We start from the raw sequence: 15,399 nt of genomic DNA on the forward strand, positions 1-15,399 counted from the left end.
GCGAAGGTTTGACTTAAAGGAACATTTTTGGCAGGGGCAGGGGTGGGTTCCCTGCATTCATCCCAATTTACACCCAAACCTTCCCAGGGAGTGACTTTAAAGCGATTTAAAGCATCTTTGTTTAGGATCGTGGATCAAATCACCTGTAATCATTCTGCCTTGCTGACTGGGCGGGCAAGATGCCCACCCCACAAGAGTTTTAGATGATTAAATTTGCATTCCTTAGCGTTTAATATCACTCAGCTAAAAAGCCCCTTGCCAGCTTCCTAGCGCAACGATCGCAGCCAGCACCCACACATAGTAGGAGAAGTAGCGAAAGCGAGCTTTGTAGAGCAAGTGCAGAACCATCTGTAAGGCAACAATTCCCACTCCAGCAGATACGATAAATCCAACGAGCAAGGGCATTACGCCTAAACCGTTGAAGGATTCAGCCTCTAAGACTTCGATGGTTTGCAGTACCGTGGCTCCTAGAATTGTGGGGAAGGCGATAAAAAAGCTGTACTCTGCGGCCCATTGTCGCTTTAATCCGGTGAACAGGGCAAAGGAAATTGTCATTCCGCTCCGGCTCAATCCCGGAATTAAAGCCAGTCCCTGGCCAATGCCAATGACGCTGGCGACCCAGGGAGAAAGGGAACGTAATCCGCGAGACTGTCGTAACTTGCGATCGGTACACCAAAGCAAAATGCCTGTAATGGTGAGGGTGAAGCTAATGGCAAGCGGGTTAGCGAATACTTCTTTGAAGACAGATTTGAGCGGTAGTCCGATTAATCCGGTGACGAGCACGGAAATCATGCCCAGTACCGCCAATCTCAGATAGAGCCGATCGCCAACCCGTTGACCGTTGGGGAATAAGAGCGATCGCGTCCGGAGGGCAGACAGTCGCAGCTTCAGCCGTTCTCCACGGGAAGAGCCAATCTCTGGGGCCAGTTGCCAAAAATCTTTCCAGATCCGCGTCAGTAAACGGCTCAAACTCCGGCGAAACACGACCACGATCGAAATCAGGGTGCCCACATGAACCACCAGGTCAAAAAAAATCATTTCGGGGCTATCGGGGGAGGGCAGACTGGATCCCCGCTGGATTAACCAGTGCTGAGTCAATACCAAATGACTGGTTGAGCTAACCGGGAAAAACATGAAAATTCCCTGGATAATGCCCAACAAAACGGATTCAAACAAACTCATGATTGACTAAACGTAACGACGATCGACACTGAAAAATCTGCACCCCAAAAAAGATAGATCTTTACCGTTGCTATGGCAGATATTAGTCCATTTCAGTTTCCACCGTATCGTATGACTTTCTGCTAATCAATCATCTGATGGGAGATTTACAAATACTTTGAGTTCATCCGTAAAAAAATACAATCTGCTTACATTCGCTGAGGATCGCGGATTAAATAACCTGTTCACCATTCTGCCTCTTTGCCTGAGCGGGCAAGATGCTCATCCCACAAGAATTTCAGATGATTCAGTTTGCATTCCTAAGGAGCGATCGTAGAATGAGCAGGTTTCTTGGAATCAAAATTCAATAGTCAGTATCAATATTCTCTAGTGGCTAGAATGGACGAATATCCTGATTTTGTGGTTGAGAAAGCACTAAACCTTCTGGATAGCCTGAGTAGTAGGACATTTAACTATTGCGCTCCCTTGAGCCGTAAATTTGATGAGTTACCTCCCCGCCCTGGAATCTATGCTTTTAGACAACGAGATGCAGGAATTCTATACATCGGTAAAAGCACAAACATCCGGGCACGATTGCGCGGAGGACATAAAGCACTGGGATGGGCATTCATCGATCGCCTTGATCCAGACGATGTGCGGATTGCTTTCACAACTCTGTCCTTCCAGTGGAATCGAGTATCATATCAATTAGAACAAGTCATGATTGGGCAAACTCAGCCCCCTTACAACGATCGTTAGCATCAAGGAACAGATAGATGCAAACTGCTGACTCAACCACAAGCCCAACTATGCTCAGCTATTTCCCTGAGCGCATTCAATCTGCGCTGAAAGCCTATGCATTTGAGATGAACCTTTCGCCTGAGGTTGTGGTGCAGTTAGCGATCGGCTACTTCCTGGAATCAGCAGATATCAATACCACTATCAGTACTGGTATGAACGATCAGGATTCACTAACTCATCTTCCTGATCATGATGTATTGGCTTATCTGCCTCTCTCTCTCCAAAAAGGCATTGAGCAATACGCAACTGAGTGCGAGTTTCCATCCGAGTTTGTGGTGGAACTGGCAGTTACCTTTCTCCTTGATCCAGATGCCAGCAGTTTTGAGGATTGTCAGGTTAACATTCAGAGCGATCAGGTTCGCTTGCTCCAGCAATACCGTCAAAGTCATCAAACTGAAGCAGCATAGACCAACGCTTCTGTCGTGAGTTCATCGTTCCTCCGATCGCCCTCTGTCTTTGATTCCTTTTTTCGCTTTATTCGGCAAGCTGGGATTTGATCTTCCCTACCTCCAGGTAGTTTGGAACCCCTCCAGTAAATTTGTACAACAGAATACTTGACTGAGGCGATCGATCTGGTATCTTCTTAACTTATGGCTACATCAATGCGTGTCGCAGTAGCCTGGTTCCCAACAACCTGGCGAGGTATGAAGTAGTCGGAAGCTACAACATACCTCTAACCCCACAGACGACCGTAGCTGTCCGTCGGGCTTGGATTAGTTTAGCGTTTTTAGTGGACTCCACCTAATCCGTTGAACAACCTCCTATCCCTAACTTTGCGATGGTTGAACGCGGGGGACATCCGGGTTGCTGGGTTTCTTCTGGTCACTAAACCTTAACCCATACAAGGAGTGTTCCTATGACAGGTGATTTTAACCTGTTCGATCATCCTGCCTTTGAAGAGGATTCTGATCCGAATGCTGGACGAGAGCGTGTTCGCATCATCATCTTTGGTTCTAAAGAAGTGGTTCGTGCTACTATTCACGATCTCTATCTAAAAAACTTCCGTCGTATTGAAAGCTTGAGTCCATTACTCCCAACGCCTGATCCGACCGTGTTCATGTCCATCAGCACAGAGTATCGTGTCATGCGATAAGACAATCCGTTGGTCTGGGCCGGTAAGATGCCCATTCCACAAAGCTTTCAGGTTATTCAACTTTCATGCCTAAATTGGGTAAGGGATAGCAAAATTCAGGAGCGATTCACCCCACCGGAAACCATCCACCCGTAAATCCGCGATCGCGCCACGTTTGTAACAGATCAGAGAGCATAAAACTGTTCGCTATTTTACAATCAGGGGGATGATCTCACCTGAATCGTATGTCCTCTCCCCAAAATCGTCCTGATCCTCTCGCTCATATTGAATCCTCCGATCGGGAACTGCGACTCCGTCAACATCAGGCTCTTTTTCGACTGCTGGCGATCGCCGCTGGACTGATTTTTTTGCAGGGCTACATGATTGCCCCATTAATCCCGCGTTTAGCCGAGATTTTTAATGTTCCAGTCCAGGAAATTGGCTTTATTGTGCCGATCTATATGCTGGCCTATGCTTTGATGGCTTTGTTTTATGGCATTCTGTCCGATCGCTTTGGGCGTTGGTCAATTATTCGGATTTCTTTGATTATTTTTGTGGTGTGTACTGGGCTAACGGTCACGGCTCAAACCGCTTCTCAAATGGCAGCCTGGCGACTGGTAACGGGGATCGGAGCCAGTGGGGTGATTCCCCTTACCTTTGCGCTCATCGGCGATTTGTTTCCCTTTGATCAGCGGGGCGGCAAGCTGGGGCTGGTGTTTGCGGCAATGGAAGGAGGTATGGCGGCGGGTTCAGCGGGTGGGGCAATCCTGGAGCCATTTGTCGGGTGGCGGATGCTGTTTGTTGGAACGGCGGTGATGGCAGCACTGGTGCTCTGGCGGTTGAATCGCTATGGGGCGATGTTTGATACGGCAAAGGTGGAAAAGCTGCCAACGATTCGTCAGGTGTTTCGGGGATATAGCGAGATCTTGCGCACCTTTCGCGGCCAGCGAACCTATGCCTATGTGCTGTGGAATGGCATCTATCATTCGGGAGTGTATACCTGGTTAGGTTTGTATCTGTCCCAACGCTATGAGATGAATGCCCTCAATATTGGGTTGACTATTCTGGGCTATGGCATTCCTGGACTGTTGTTCAGTGCCCTGATCGGGAAAGCGGTCGATCGCTGGGGCAGACGGTGGTTGGTTCCGGCGGGATTATTGATGGCTGCTCTGGCGGGTCTGGCGATGATTCTGGATATTCCGCCCCTGGGAACCACGATCGCTATCTTAGTTCTATCACTGGGATACGATCTGACCCAACCGCTTTTCGTCGGCATTGTGACGGACTTGGGCGATGACGATAATTTGGGGCAAACGATGGGGCTAAAGGTGTTTACCCTGTTTACCGGGTTTGGAATTGGCAGCTTAATTTTTGGGGAACTGCTGTACCTGGGGTTTGGCTGGACGTTAGCAATTTTTGGGGGAATTCAGTTGATTGCAGGGTTATTGGCGATTCCTTTGTTTTGGCAAGAAGTTCCTTGGGTGAGGAGTGAGGGGTGAGGAGTGAGGAGTGAGGTAGGGGCGAATTGCGTTCGCCCGTGTGAGGAGTGAGGTAGGGGCGAATTGCGTTCGCCCGTGTGATACCGATTCAAATCGCTTGCACGGCAGATAGATTGCCTGTAGGGGCGTACAGCAGTGTGCCCGTACCGGGATGTGCTCTATTTTGTCAGGGTTTGTTAATTAATCCGAAGGAAAGACGCGATCGCACACCAATTTTGTAAAAATGACTACAGAAATTATTTCGTTTGCTTCTCTTGCCTGCGGAGGGGAGGAGTTGCTACGGCTTGACGAATATTGGTTTGAAGAGACGGTTTGAAGAGACGGAGAGAGCATATGACCCTTTCAGAAACCCATTCAGTTGACCGATCGGATCTGGATCTGGAACTGGCGATCGCCTCCGGTTGGAGTCCGGTTTGCCACATCACCTACAACCGCGATGCCTGGGTGAAGTTGCTCCAGCCCCTCAGTGAGTATGGGTTTGATGAGGCAAAGTTGCTCTGTCAGGCATCTGCGGATACCTGGATTGCCTGGGTTCCCGATCACGGAGAAGTGGTACTCCACCACAGCGATTTCTACTATTGATGCGATCGATGCGTTGATGAGCCGGATCGTTGTTGAGCTGGATTGATGATCGAGTGATGTGGCTCTGGATAGGACAGGTTGCAGTGTTGAGAATTAAGGGCGATGAACACGGAAGCAATGATTGATTGGGATGAAATGTTTGAGTATCTACCAGGGACGATCGTAGAACTCAAGGAAAAACCAGGGGTGCTGTATCAGATTGACTACTATGAAGCTATGATGGTGCCGCCGATCTGGCTGGTGGATGAGCCGCGACCCCGGTATCCCAATGAATTGCGGATTGTTTCCCGTCGAGAAGTGCCCGTTTGCGATCTGGAGCCGCAATCGTCTCTGGTTTAGCCGCTGGTTTAAGTCACTGGTTCAGGTCATACCTTAGGATCGTGAATTCAATAACCTGTTCACCGTTTTGCTTCTTTGACTGGGCGGGCAAGATGCCCACCCCACAAGAGTTACAGGCTATTGAATTTGTGTTCCTTAGTCCAGTGCATATTTCGATCGCGCATCGATTAATTCAGATTCATTTGTCAGATCCAGGCGGAGCGGAGTCATCGATACATAACCTTGCTCCACTGCCCAGCGATCGGTTCCTTCTTCTGTGACTTCGACGGGAGTCACCGTAAACCAGAAGTGCGATCGGCCCATTGGGTCTTCGCCGGGAATCACTTTACCGTCGTAATGCCGTACGGATTGACGGGTCCAGCAAAAGCCTTTGGGTTCTTCCGCTGGGAAATTGACGTTAATCAGGGACAGTTCTGGTGTAGAGACAAGCAGTTTCAAAACTCGTTCTACGGCGGGCTGAAGCACTTCAAAATTTGGCTCACTCCAGGTGACGGGCGCACTCAAGGCGATCCCGCGCATACCCAGCAACACAGCTTGTTTTGCGGCTGCCAGCGTTCCCGAATGCCACATCGCATTGCCTAAATTACTCCCCAGGTTAATTCCCGACAATACAATATCAACTTTGTCCCAGTGGTAGGCACCGAGGGCCACACAATCGGCTGGCGTACCGTTGACGCGGTAGGCTTCAAAGTTTTTGATGGGGGTTGGTTTGTAGGAAAGGGGGCGAGAGGCGGTGATGGAGTGGGCCGCAGAGGACATTTCCACATCCGGTGCGACGATGCGAACATCGCCAAATTGGGATGCAACCTCTGCCAAAAGTGCGATTCCAGGACTATAGATACCGTCATCGTTGGCGATCAGGATTCGCATCGTTAAAGTCCTCCCTACAACTCATCCAAAATGTAGTTTTTTTACTGTAATGGCCATCTTAAATAAATAGATAGGATTTAACTTCAAGCTTCTGAGAGAGATCGTTATGCAGGTGACGCTGATTCACAATCCGGGTGCTGGAGATAGCCAGATTTCTGGAGATGAGCTGACTCAACTCATTCGCCAGGCTGGCCATGCGGTGACGTATCAATCCGCGAAGGACGATCGCTGGGAAACGGTACTGGAAGATCCAGGCGATCTAATCGTGGTGGCAGGCGGGGATGGTACGGTCGGTAAGGTTGCGAAGCGGCTGATTGGGCGATCGGTGCCGATGGCCATTTTGCCCCTTGGAACAGCCAATAATATTGTAAAGACGCTGGGATTTGCAGATGATACGCCGATCGAAGATCTGATTCACTACTGGTCAACGGCCCAACTCATTCCGTTTGATGTGGCTGAGGTGAACAGCGATCGAGGGTCATCTTACTTGATTGAAAGTCTTGGGGCAGGCTTGTTTGCCAGTATGATGGCGGAGGCGGAAAATAACCCGGTGCTGGATCGGTTTAACTCTCAGTCCGAGATTAAAGCCATCTTACAAATGCTGCAAACCAAGCTCAAGCACTATGCTCCCAAATCCTTCAGCCTGTGTCTGGATGAGCAGGTTCACTCAGGGGAATATATTTTCCTGGAGGTGATGAATATTAAGTCGGTGAGTTCAAATGTTGATCTGGCCCCTGAGGCGAACCCAGGGGATGGACTGCTGGATGTGGTTCTTTTCACTGAATCCGATCGCCCCCTTCTCGATGAATACCTGGCGCAACGATTAGCCGGTCAGCACCATCTGCCCCAATTAACGATTCACCGAGCCAAGCAAATTCAGATTCAGGGACAGGATTTTAAGCTGCACATTGATGACAAAGTTGAGACTGCCAGTCATGGGACTCCGACCGCCTTCACCATTGACATTAATGTGATTCCTCAAGCTCTGCAATTTCTGGTGCCCCTACAGGATGATCAGGCAACAGGCGATCGACAATGGAAATAACTGTTCTGACAAGTGGTTTTCAATGTCGAATTCATCTCCTGATTTCAAACTTCGTCTTTTCAACCGCTGGGCATCCAGCTATGATTGGTTGTTTCCGTCTGTGTTCTATCAGGCAATTCATCAACGGCTGTTAGAATTCGTTCATTTACCCGATCGTCCTTACGTTCTGGATCTGGGTTGCGGGACAGGTCGCTTGCTCGATCGGTTGGCGGCTACTTTTCCTGAATTGCGGGGGATTGGAATTGATTATTCCCCTGAAATGATCCATCAGGCAAAACAGCGCGATCGCTATTCTGAGCGAATTACCTACCTTCAGGGCAGGGCAGAGTCCTTACCTGTTCCCGATCAACAGTTTGATGCCGTCTTTAATACGGTCAGTTTTCTGCACTATTCATCTCCCGAATCTGTCCTGGCAGAAGTCAGTCGGGTGCTATCACCAGGCGGATATTTCTACCTGGCAGATTTTTGTAGCCGTTGGGCGACTCAACCCCAGCAGTGGGGTGTGGCTCCAGGCAGGATCCGGCTCTACAGTCCAGTGGTCAGGGAAGCATTGGGACAGGCGGCGGGTTTAGGGAGTATGGGACATCACTATCTGCTGGGGCCGGTGGTGCTGAGTGTTTTTAGCAAGCCTGATATTGAGATTACTGGGACATGAATCCTGCCAGCACGAGGGGAATAAACAACAACATGACCACTACAAACAGGAGCGTGATGGGGTCAACGTTAATCACGTTTCTATCCTGATTATGTTTACTCACAAAATTTTGCCTCAAAGTGAATGTTAATCTGCTCTTAATAAGTAGCTATTAACACGTAGTTTGCTGCTGGCGATCGCATTGTCACAATCATTTACGATCAGTCATTTACGATCAGTATTACTCTCGTTCCTGCATTTCGCGTTGGCGCATCGGCATTCCATCGATTTGAGCAAACAGTGAGTCCACATCAACGGGAGTCGCTTGCTCGCGCTTTGACGTTCCATCTTTACCAATCAGGATCACCACAAACTCATCTGGCTGAACTCCAAACTGTTGGCGCAGGCGATCGGCAGAGGCAGGTTCCAATACATCGTCGTTCAGTCGGCTTTCTCCATCGGCTAAAACCTGAACTAATAGCAAGTCTCGCTCTGCAAAACCGTTCGACTGGGTGGCGAACTGCTGCATTTGTTCCTGGTAGTCAGGCTGCTGGGATGAAGGCGCAAAGACAAGCAAGACTCGATTCTGCCATTGATAGTTTTCAAGTTGGAAGGACATTGGGGTTGGACGGGGTGAAGCTGGATAGGGAGGGGCGATCGAGTCTGGAGGAGCCTCTGGAGGAGTTTCTGGAAGAGTCTCTGGGGCAGTCGAGTCTGGAGCTACCAAGTCCTGAGCCATCAGTTCGGCTGGGGATTCAGGTGTCGCTTCAGGGGCGATCGATGCCTCCATTGCAGAGCAGGCTGTGCCTGTAAGCAGCAGCCCAGTCAATACCGCACTTTTCCACAACATAAACTCATCCCAATTAATCGCATCTTCCTACACTGTAACGGATGATCAAAGTAGTACAATTGCATTGATCTGACTGCCCGCCGATGCTTTATCCTGACCAGTCATCATGGAGCAGTTGCTTTCTCCCACTTACCGCAAAATCATTCACGTAGACATGGATGCTTTCTATGCCTCGGTGGAGCAACGTGACCGTCCATCTTACCGGGGGAAACCGATCGTGGTGGGTGGAACGCCGGAGCAGCGGGGAGCCGTGGCAGCCGCGAGTTATGAAGCGAGAAGATTTGGAGTTCATTCTGCGATGCCCTCTCGCGTTGCGGTGCGACGGTGTCCTGATTTGATTTTTGTCAAGCCGCGCTTTGAGGTGTATCGGGCGGTGTCAGAGCAGATTCGTGCAATCTTTCACAACTATACGGATCTAGTGGAACCACTGGCGTTGGATGAGGCGTATCTGGATGTGACTGAAAATAAGGCGGGACTTCCTTCTGCAACCTGGGTGGCTCAGGCGATCAAAGCTGAGATTTATCAGGAAACCCAACTGACGGCTTCGGCTGGAGTGTCCATTAACAAGTTCCTGGCGAAGATTGCTTCGGGAATGGATAAGCCGAATGGTCTGTATCTGATTCCCCCTGAGCAAGCGGAAGACTTTATTGCCCAATTGCCGATCGATCGGTTTCATGGGGTGGGTACGGTGACAGCCAGTAAGATGCATCAATTAGGAATATTTACAGGAGCGGATTTGCGCCAGTGGAGTGAATTAGATTTACAACATCACTTTGGCAAGGTCGGATGTTTCTTTTACCGAATTGCCAGAGGTCAAGATGAACGTCTGGTGAATGCCAATCGAATTCGTAAGTCGATCGGGGTGGAAACGAGTTTTAAGGTTGATCTAGACGATCGCCCTGCTGTTGTGGCGGCGTTGGGGCAGTTAGCTCCCGTTCTGAAGGATCGGATGGATCGGCGACAGTGTTATGGTCGCACGCTGACCGTGAAGCTGAAGTATGCTGACTATCAGCAGATCACGCGCAGTCGAACGATGGCTTACTGGGTTCAGGATGTGGAAACGATTTTGGCGGTTGCTCTAGAACTCCTGGCTGCGATCGAGTTGGAGGGGCGAAGGGTGAGACTGCTGGGATTATCGACTTCTGGGTTTCCTGATGCTCAGGTGGAGCAATATGAACAGCTAGTGCTGGACTTGTTTGCATCCGATTGAGCCGATCGATATCTGGTTCGGTCAAATTCATTCGTAGAGTTGTAGGAGTTTGTATGCTGCTTCCTGGTGCTGTTCTGCTAAACTTTGAGGGGCTAAAACTTTGGCATGGTGCATGAAGCGATACACCCATCGACTAAATTCATCGATCGATCGAGGGGGGAGCAAAATGGTGTAGTCGATATAGCGGATGCCTCCCTTTGAGCCTTTGTGGATGATTTGCCTGGGATGTCGATATTCTCCTTCTACGATAAAGGTAATGACGGGTTCAAAAAAGCGGACAGTAACCTGTGTTAATGACAATTCACTGGCTAGTTCTCTTTGCTGTTCTTCAATTTCTCCTAAATATAATCCCCAGCCATCTTTTAGTAAATGATGAGCTATGTTGAGCTGTTCTCTTTGGGTGTTAATTCCTCGTGCTGAAGCTGCGATCGGCTTGAGGTAATTAGAGAAGCGATCGATTCGCTCAATTTCTAAATGCTGGTTAGAAGCGTATTCATATAACAGATACCAGGCGATGTCTGAATAAATAAACTGAAGTGGATAAACCTGAAGATATCCAACTGCTTCGGGCTGGTAAGGATTTCGAGTTCGATAAATTTCAATGGCTTGTCCCTGAACGATCGCTTCTTCCAGGGCATAGAGTTGATGAAATAAGGTGTTGCGCTGCTGTCCCCGGTGCTGCATTTCATCTGGATCAGTGGGAACGATCGATCGGCTGAGTTGGGTGCGGACTGGATAAAATAATTGCCCTTGGGTATCTAAGTTGCGTCCTCGCAGGCGTTGCTCCAGCCTGGCGTACACTTGCCGCACGAATGGATCGCCTTGTTTGGCTTGGGCGGCTAATGCCTGGAGGGCAACTTGCAGTTCTTTGACTGACATTACGCCTGTCCCCAGGTAGTATCCCCAGTCATGCCGCCCTGAGTGCAGGAGTCCGTATTGGCGCAGGGTTGCCAGGTCTTTCCGCAGGGTGTGGACGGAATATTGGGGGAGAGCCATGCCTAATTCGATCGCGGTGGTTTGCATGGCGGTTTGCACGGCAATCAGGGCATCCTGAGTTCTGGGTTCTTGTTTTTCTCGGCTGCCGATGCCGGGATGGTTGAGCAGGGTGGCTATCAGCAGCAGTAATCGCTCGAAGGAGGGGCGATCGGCGTAGGGATGGAGGGTAATGGGTTTGGTCATTGGGGGTGAGGGGGTGAGTAGGTGTAGTTTGAGCTTTAGTAGTTGGTTGATTTCTTAATGTCAAGAAAAATAAAATATTAATTCTTTTTTTAATAAATCTTTCAGGCTATTAATTTCATGCTTCCCAGGCATTGGCAAAAGTTTTGATGAATATCAGATATTTCTCGTATTATCCTGGGCAACCTGGCTATAGTGTGATTTAAGTTACCCAGATGGGGAGTATCTGTTGTGTCTACACCGACCTACACGGCGATCAGCTTTGCCCCAGTTCAAGGCTTTATTGAAAAGTCGCGGAAGCTCAGAGATTTATTTGGCGCGTCGCTGATTTTGTCGTACTTGAGCCAGAAGATTGTTGAAGAGTTTCATCATCCGCCTGAATTTGAGGTGATTTCGCCTGCTCTGATTAACCATCAGGAGGGAATGCCAAATCGAATTTTGGTGAAAGGTGGCTTTATTGAGCGCGATCGCGTCAGAAATATCTTGCTCAAGCATTGGCAGCATCTACTCACTGTATGTCGTAAGTGGGTGGAGGATAATGTGGATGCGGAATATCACTGGTCGCAGAAAGAAGATCAGGTTGGCAAGCAGAAAGGGGAGTGGGAACGCTGGGGTAGCTATACCTGGGAGGTGTTTTGGGGCACAGGAGAGAACCCCCAAGCGGCAATGGAGGATCTGGAAACTCGCAAGCTGAAGCGGGATTGGACGGCGATTAACTGGGTAGGGGAAAGTTCCAGTTTGAGCGGTACGGATGCGATCGCCTGGCATCGTCTGGGACAGGAACATTCTCGTCCGGGACGATCGTTATCGGATGAAGAACAACAGGAACTGGAGCGATTTTATCTGCGCCTTGCCTGGATTTTGGATGATCTCAGACGATCTAAAGAACCATTTCCATCGGATGAAGCACTCAGAAAACACTTTCAAAAAGAGGATAGCGGTAAGTTCATTACCCCACGGGAACGATTGAGCATTCCTGAGTTGGTCAAGCGTTTAGCAACATTACCCAGGCTGGCGAAACAAACGGGTTTGACTGATCTCGATGAAGGATTCAAAGATATTTATCGGGAAGCGGGATACTGGACAGGCTGGTTCATGGGAGATGGAGATAAGGTTGGTGACAAGCTGAAACAGCTAGCCGATCGCTATCCTGATGAGCCGGAAAAGCGCGATCGAGTTCTCACCCGCTTTACTGAGTTGATGCGGAATTGGGGAAGAGAGTTTAAAGATAAGAAAGATCTATTTCCCCAGGGCAAAGGTCGTGTGATTTATGCTGGGGGCGACGATTTTCTGGGTGTTCTCTACAGCGAGGACCCTCAAAATCAGGAGAATCCCGATAAAGTAAAGCCGATCGAAGCTTGGAATTGGTTGCTAGATCTACCCAAACAATGGAAAACGTTACAGGCTGATTTGAAACAGGAATTAGATCTTGATTTTACCTATAGTGTTGGTTTTGTTTGGGCCGGGCATCAGGTTCCACAGCGAGACATTTTGCAGCATTGCCGAGAGGCGGAGAAACGATCGAAAAGCTTGGGGCGCGATCGGTTGACGATTCGGGTGGTGTTCAATAGCGGTCAATACGTGCAGTGGACTTGCCCCTGGGATTATTTGGATATTCTGACGAAATACCGTGACCGTGATGGGAAAACGGGAGTGGAGGCAAATTGGAATCATCTTTACAGCGATTGGTCACATCTAAAGGCGCGTCATGCGATCCGGTTGCGTGAACTGGGCAGCGAAAAAAATCCGATCGATCGAGATTTAGCGTTAGCAATGCTTGATCTTTATTTTGATGATTGGGGGCAGGACATTCAAAAGCAACGACAGTGGACAAGAATTGCAGGGGACAACAGTGAGGTTGCGGTTGTGCGATGGATTAACGATTTAGTACAGGTGGGATGGCAGCTATGTTCAAATACCTAGTCATTGTGTCGCCCTTAGGCTTTCTCTACGGTAGTGCCGGAGCATTCCTGTCTCCTGAAAATTTAGTGGGGCGATCGGGGGCAAAATTTCCACCGGATGCGGCTACCCTGGCAGGACTCTTTTTTAGTGAAAACAAAAGCCAAAAATTTGCTCCCCATGAGACGCTGAAGCAAGAACTATTTGTTTCTGGGCCGTTTTGGGCAAACCACGGGGATGTCGCCAATTTCTATGTCCCATTACCCCGTCATCGCATTATTGACAACAGTAAAGATGATGAGTGGAGGTTGAGTCCCCAACGGAAATGGGAGCGTGATCCACAAAAGTTGGACATAGAAGCGGAATATCGGTGGCAGAGTATTGATTCGTGGAAAAGACCCAACACTGCCGATATTCGGAAGAATAGTGAGATGAGTCGTGCCCCCTGGGAATATGTCTCGTTTCTGCATCCTCAGATGAAGCTGGATGAGCGGCATGTGCTGGATGAGGATGGACTATTCCTGGAAAACGCAGTGCAGATGGATGAGGACTTTTGCCTGGTTTATCTATCGACCTATGCGCTACCGGATGGCTGGTATCGCTTTGGAGGAGAAGGACACATGGTAGACATTCGCTGTCAGGAAATTGCTTCAGACAGTACGATCCATCAGTTGCTGACGACCAAAATCCAGAAAACCTGTGCCCTACTCACTCCAGGGGTTTGGGGTTCTAATCATCTGTCCTACCGCTATCCCAAGCATTCTGAATTCCCCAAAGAGGGGATCAAGATGTTGACGGATAAACCTATTCCCTATCGGTATCGCATTGGCCAGCGATCGACTGAGCGGGGGAGATTAGGACGGGGCCGCTATGCGGTTCCTCCGGGAACGGTTTATGTGTTCAAACAACCTCTGGATAAAACCTGGTGGGAATTTCCAGAGGATTGGTTTCCCAGGGAAGGCTTACCCCTGAAGCATTTGGGCTGTGGATTATGTCTTCCAGTTGACATTGAAGGCGTTGCATAAGGAGAAGAATCATGTACAAACGAGCCTACGGCATTATTGAAGCTCTTGCACCTCTGCATGTGGGAGCAACCGCAGGGGAAGAAAGCGGCAACTTAAATTTAATTTTCCGAGATCAGTTTACGCAAACCGGAATTATTCCCGGTAGTTCGATTCGGGGACGATTTCGATCGGAGATGCGGCGTGATTCAGGAGATGAGAGTTTTTGGTATGGTGCCCCTGCGGAAACGGGTGAATCGGATGCAACGACGGAATCAGTGGTGAAGTTTGAGTATGCTTCATTGCTGTGGCTGCCTGTGTTTTGTCCTGGACAACCCGTGGTGTGGGTCAGTTGCCCCAAACTGTTGAAACGCTACCAGCGCATTGTGGGGGGTGAACTCAAGGGTGCCAAAATACCTGGTGTTTACACCGGATCATCAACCCTCAAACCCCTTAATGTGGAAGGTAAAAAGAAACTCTTCTTCAACTTTGGCTTTCTGGAATTGAAAGAAACCATGAATCTCAAAGCCTGGTTCCCTAATGGTGAAGAGCTGCCTGCGGTAGTGGTTGGAGATGATGAGATTGGCATGATTCACGATATGGCACTCTATCGTCAAAGCCGAGTTCGCCTGAAGAACGATGAGAAGCGGGTGGATGGCGGTGGTTTTTTCAATACGGAAGCACTGCCAGAAGGAACGATCATGGTCTTCCCGATCGCTATTCGAGACACTGATTCTAAAACCTCCTGGAAGCCCTTTGGAGAGCAGGAGCAGAGCGGTGAAATTTACCTGGGTGGATTAGAGTCGATCGGGTTTGGCAATTGTCAGATTACGCTGAAGGGTGAAGGAGTCGCTGCATGAGCTGGAAACTATACGAAATTGATCGGGTTGCCCAGGAACTGACGCTGAAGTTCCGGGATAAGGATGTGTTGGGTGAAAGTCACAAGATGCGGGCAACAACGGCCTATGGACTGGAACGCTTTTGGGGCGAACATTTACGTCTGGCTCAACGTGAAGAAGCCAAGTCAGAATTCTGGAAAGCAACCTGGGATGCTTTGTGCAAAATCATGAAGCAGGCTGGAGTTACGATTCCAAACGATAAAGTAACGAATGATACGAAGTCTATTCAGTCCATGTCTGAGAAGCTGTGGGCGTTTGACATCGAACAGCGCAAGATTGCCCTGGCGATTTTGATTGAGCTTTGCGACAGCCTGGTTTGGTGGACGCAACGGTACAAAAAGCCTAGCAACGGGAGATGATT

17 protein-coding genes are annotated in these 15,399 nt (G+C 49.2%); 13 read left to right on the plus strand and 4 right to left on the minus strand.

Going from position 1 to position 15,399, the window contains the following annotated elements; all coding sequences use genetic code 11:
- Nucleotides 1-243 precede the first annotated feature (243 nt).
- Nucleotides 244-1,182 (minus strand): undecaprenyl-diphosphate phosphatase, encoded by a 939-nt coding sequence (locus ACM1PF_RS02635; protein WP_416672101.1) that lies wholly within the window; start codon nt 1,180-1,182, stop codon nt 244-246.
- Between the two features lie 378 nt (nt 1,183-1,560).
- Here ACM1PF_RS02635 and ACM1PF_RS02640 point away from each other — a divergent pair, with 378 nt between their 5' ends.
- From ACM1PF_RS02640 to ACM1PF_RS02665, 6 genes are all read left to right on the plus strand, one after another.
- Nucleotides 1,561-1,920, plus strand: a complete 360-nt coding sequence (locus tag ACM1PF_RS02640; protein ID WP_416672102.1) for a GIY-YIG nuclease family protein — start codon at nt 1,561-1,563, stop codon at nt 1,918-1,920.
- Nucleotides 1,921-1,937: 17 nt separating this feature from the next.
- The gene (locus ACM1PF_RS02645; protein ID WP_416672103.1) at nt 1,938-2,369 is read left to right on the plus strand and encodes a hypothetical protein; all 432 of its coding nucleotides are present in this window, start codon (nt 1,938-1,940) and stop codon (nt 2,367-2,369) included.
- A 449-nt stretch (nt 2,370-2,818) separates the two neighbouring features.
- On the plus strand, nt 2,819-3,055 hold the full coding sequence (locus ACM1PF_RS02650) for a hypothetical protein (RefSeq protein ID WP_416672105.1): 237 nt from the start codon (nt 2,819-2,821) through the stop codon (nt 3,053-3,055).
- Between the two features lie 224 nt (nt 3,056-3,279).
- The gene (locus ACM1PF_RS02655; protein ID WP_416672107.1) at nt 3,280-4,533 is read left to right on the plus strand and encodes an MFS transporter; all 1,254 of its coding nucleotides are present in this window, start codon (nt 3,280-3,282) and stop codon (nt 4,531-4,533) included.
- Nucleotides 4,534-4,866: 333 nt separating this feature from the next.
- Nucleotides 4,867-5,115 carry a hypothetical protein gene (locus tag ACM1PF_RS02660; RefSeq protein ID WP_416672109.1) on the plus strand — a complete coding sequence of 83 codons (249 nt, stop codon included), beginning with the start codon at nt 4,867-4,869 and terminating at the stop codon, nt 5,113-5,115.
- 102 nt (nt 5,116-5,217) lie between these two features.
- Nucleotides 5,218-5,454, plus strand: coding sequence for a hypothetical protein (locus tag ACM1PF_RS02665; RefSeq protein WP_416672111.1), 237 nt, complete (start codon nt 5,218-5,220; stop codon nt 5,452-5,454).
- Between the two features lie 135 nt (nt 5,455-5,589).
- Here the strand turns inward: ACM1PF_RS02665 and surE are convergent, their stop codons facing one another.
- Nucleotides 5,590-6,324 (minus strand): 5'/3'-nucleotidase SurE, encoded by a 735-nt coding sequence (surE, locus tag ACM1PF_RS02670; RefSeq protein WP_416672113.1) that lies wholly within the window; start codon nt 6,322-6,324, stop codon nt 5,590-5,592.
- Between the two features lie 106 nt (nt 6,325-6,430).
- On the opposite strand from surE, the gene ACM1PF_RS02675 reads away from it, so the two are divergent.
- Together ACM1PF_RS02675 and ACM1PF_RS02680 are read left to right on the plus strand one after the other, a co-directional pair.
- Nucleotides 6,431-7,369: a diacylglycerol/lipid kinase family protein gene (locus ACM1PF_RS02675; RefSeq protein ID WP_416672115.1), complete on the plus strand. Its 939-nt coding sequence runs from the start codon at nt 6,431-6,433 to the stop codon at nt 7,367-7,369.
- 22 nt (nt 7,370-7,391) lie between these two features.
- Nucleotides 7,392-8,024 carry a class I SAM-dependent methyltransferase gene (locus ACM1PF_RS02680; RefSeq protein WP_416672117.1) on the plus strand — a complete coding sequence of 211 codons (633 nt, stop codon included), beginning with the start codon at nt 7,392-7,394 and terminating at the stop codon, nt 8,022-8,024.
- A gap of 220 nt (nt 8,025-8,244) precedes the next feature.
- Here the strand turns inward: ACM1PF_RS02680 and ACM1PF_RS02685 are convergent, their stop codons facing one another.
- Complete coding sequence (locus tag ACM1PF_RS02685) at nt 8,245-8,853, minus strand: DUF4174 domain-containing protein (protein WP_416672119.1); 609 nt, start codon at nt 8,851-8,853, stop codon at nt 8,245-8,247.
- A 106-nt stretch (nt 8,854-8,959) separates the two neighbouring features.
- Here ACM1PF_RS02685 and dinB point away from each other — a divergent pair, with 106 nt between their 5' ends.
- Nucleotides 8,960-10,063 carry a DNA polymerase IV gene (gene dinB, locus ACM1PF_RS02690; protein WP_416672120.1) on the plus strand — a complete coding sequence of 368 codons (1,104 nt, stop codon included), beginning with the start codon at nt 8,960-8,962 and terminating at the stop codon, nt 10,061-10,063.
- Nucleotides 10,064-10,090: 27 nt separating this feature from the next.
- Here the strand turns inward: dinB and ACM1PF_RS02695 are convergent, their stop codons facing one another.
- A complete protein-coding gene (locus ACM1PF_RS02695) occupies nt 10,091-11,242 on the minus strand; it encodes a helix-turn-helix transcriptional regulator (protein ID WP_416672122.1) in 1,152 nt (383 codons plus the stop codon).
- Nucleotides 11,243-11,470: 228 nt separating this feature from the next.
- Between ACM1PF_RS02695 and ACM1PF_RS02700 the strand changes: the two genes are divergently transcribed.
- The 4 genes from ACM1PF_RS02700 to ACM1PF_RS02715 are packed head-to-tail and all read left to right on the plus strand — an operon-like array spanning nt 11,471 to nt 15,397.
- Nucleotides 11,471-13,162, plus strand: a complete 1,692-nt coding sequence (locus ACM1PF_RS02700) for a type III-B CRISPR-associated protein Cas10/Cmr2 (protein WP_416672124.1) — start codon at nt 11,471-11,473, stop codon at nt 13,160-13,162.
- Complete coding sequence (locus ACM1PF_RS02705) at nt 13,147-14,163, plus strand: type III-B CRISPR module-associated Cmr3 family protein (RefSeq protein ID WP_416672126.1); 1,017 nt, start codon at nt 13,147-13,149, stop codon at nt 14,161-14,163. Before ACM1PF_RS02700 ends, ACM1PF_RS02705 begins: the two co-directional genes overlap by 16 nt.
- A gap of 11 nt (nt 14,164-14,174) precedes the next feature.
- Entirely contained in the window at nt 14,175-14,999 is an 825-nt protein-coding gene (cmr4, locus tag ACM1PF_RS02710; RefSeq protein ID WP_416672127.1) for a type III-B CRISPR module RAMP protein Cmr4, read from the plus strand.
- Nucleotides 14,996-15,397: a hypothetical protein gene (locus tag ACM1PF_RS02715; protein WP_416672129.1), complete on the plus strand. Its 402-nt coding sequence runs from the start codon at nt 14,996-14,998 to the stop codon at nt 15,395-15,397. Before cmr4 ends, ACM1PF_RS02715 begins: the two co-directional genes overlap by 4 nt.
- Nucleotides 15,398-15,399 lie beyond the last annotated feature (2 nt).

Source organism: Egbenema bharatensis FJBBOT/2019, from assembly GCF_048077055.1.
Lineage (GTDB): Bacteria > Cyanobacteriota > Cyanobacteriia > Elainellales > Elainellaceae > Egbenema > Egbenema bharatensis.

What these genes read in the sequence shown, in the direction of transcription:
- surE (WP_416672113.1), bottom strand. Translation starts at nt 6,324, where the DNA reads ATGCGAATCCTGATCGCCAACGATGACGGTATCTATAGTCCTGGAATC.
- ACM1PF_RS02665 (WP_416672111.1), top strand. Translation starts at nt 5,218, where the DNA reads ATGAACACGGAAGCAATGATTGATTGGGATGAAATGTTTGAGTATCTA.
- ACM1PF_RS02640 (WP_416672102.1), top strand. Translation starts at nt 1,561, where the DNA reads ATGGACGAATATCCTGATTTTGTGGTTGAGAAAGCACTAAACCTTCTG.
- ACM1PF_RS02675 (WP_416672115.1), top strand. Translation starts at nt 6,431, where the DNA reads ATGCAGGTGACGCTGATTCACAATCCGGGTGCTGGAGATAGCCAGATT.
- ACM1PF_RS02695 (WP_416672122.1), bottom strand. Translation starts at nt 11,242, where the DNA reads ATGACCAAACCCATTACCCTCCATCCCTACGCCGATCGCCCCTCCTTC.
- ACM1PF_RS02655 (WP_416672107.1), top strand. Translation starts at nt 3,280, where the DNA reads ATGTCCTCTCCCCAAAATCGTCCTGATCCTCTCGCTCATATTGAATCC.
- ACM1PF_RS02650 (WP_416672105.1), top strand. Translation starts at nt 2,819, where the DNA reads ATGACAGGTGATTTTAACCTGTTCGATCATCCTGCCTTTGAAGAGGAT.
- ACM1PF_RS02705 (WP_416672126.1), top strand. Translation starts at nt 13,147, where the DNA reads ATGTTCAAATACCTAGTCATTGTGTCGCCCTTAGGCTTTCTCTACGGT.
- ACM1PF_RS02680 (WP_416672117.1), top strand. Translation starts at nt 7,392, where the DNA reads ATGTCGAATTCATCTCCTGATTTCAAACTTCGTCTTTTCAACCGCTGG.
- ACM1PF_RS02715 (WP_416672129.1), top strand. Translation starts at nt 14,996, where the DNA reads ATGAGCTGGAAACTATACGAAATTGATCGGGTTGCCCAGGAACTGACG.
- ACM1PF_RS02685 (WP_416672119.1), bottom strand. Translation starts at nt 8,853, where the DNA reads ATGTTGTGGAAAAGTGCGGTATTGACTGGGCTGCTGCTTACAGGCACA.
- ACM1PF_RS02660 (WP_416672109.1), top strand. Translation starts at nt 4,867, where the DNA reads ATGACCCTTTCAGAAACCCATTCAGTTGACCGATCGGATCTGGATCTG.
- ACM1PF_RS02635 (WP_416672101.1), bottom strand. Translation starts at nt 1,182, where the DNA reads ATGAGTTTGTTTGAATCCGTTTTGTTGGGCATTATCCAGGGAATTTTC.
- dinB (WP_416672120.1), top strand. Translation starts at nt 8,960, where the DNA reads ATGGAGCAGTTGCTTTCTCCCACTTACCGCAAAATCATTCACGTAGAC.
- ACM1PF_RS02645 (WP_416672103.1), top strand. Translation starts at nt 1,938, where the DNA reads ATGCAAACTGCTGACTCAACCACAAGCCCAACTATGCTCAGCTATTTC.
- cmr4 (WP_416672127.1), top strand. Translation starts at nt 14,175, where the DNA reads ATGTACAAACGAGCCTACGGCATTATTGAAGCTCTTGCACCTCTGCAT.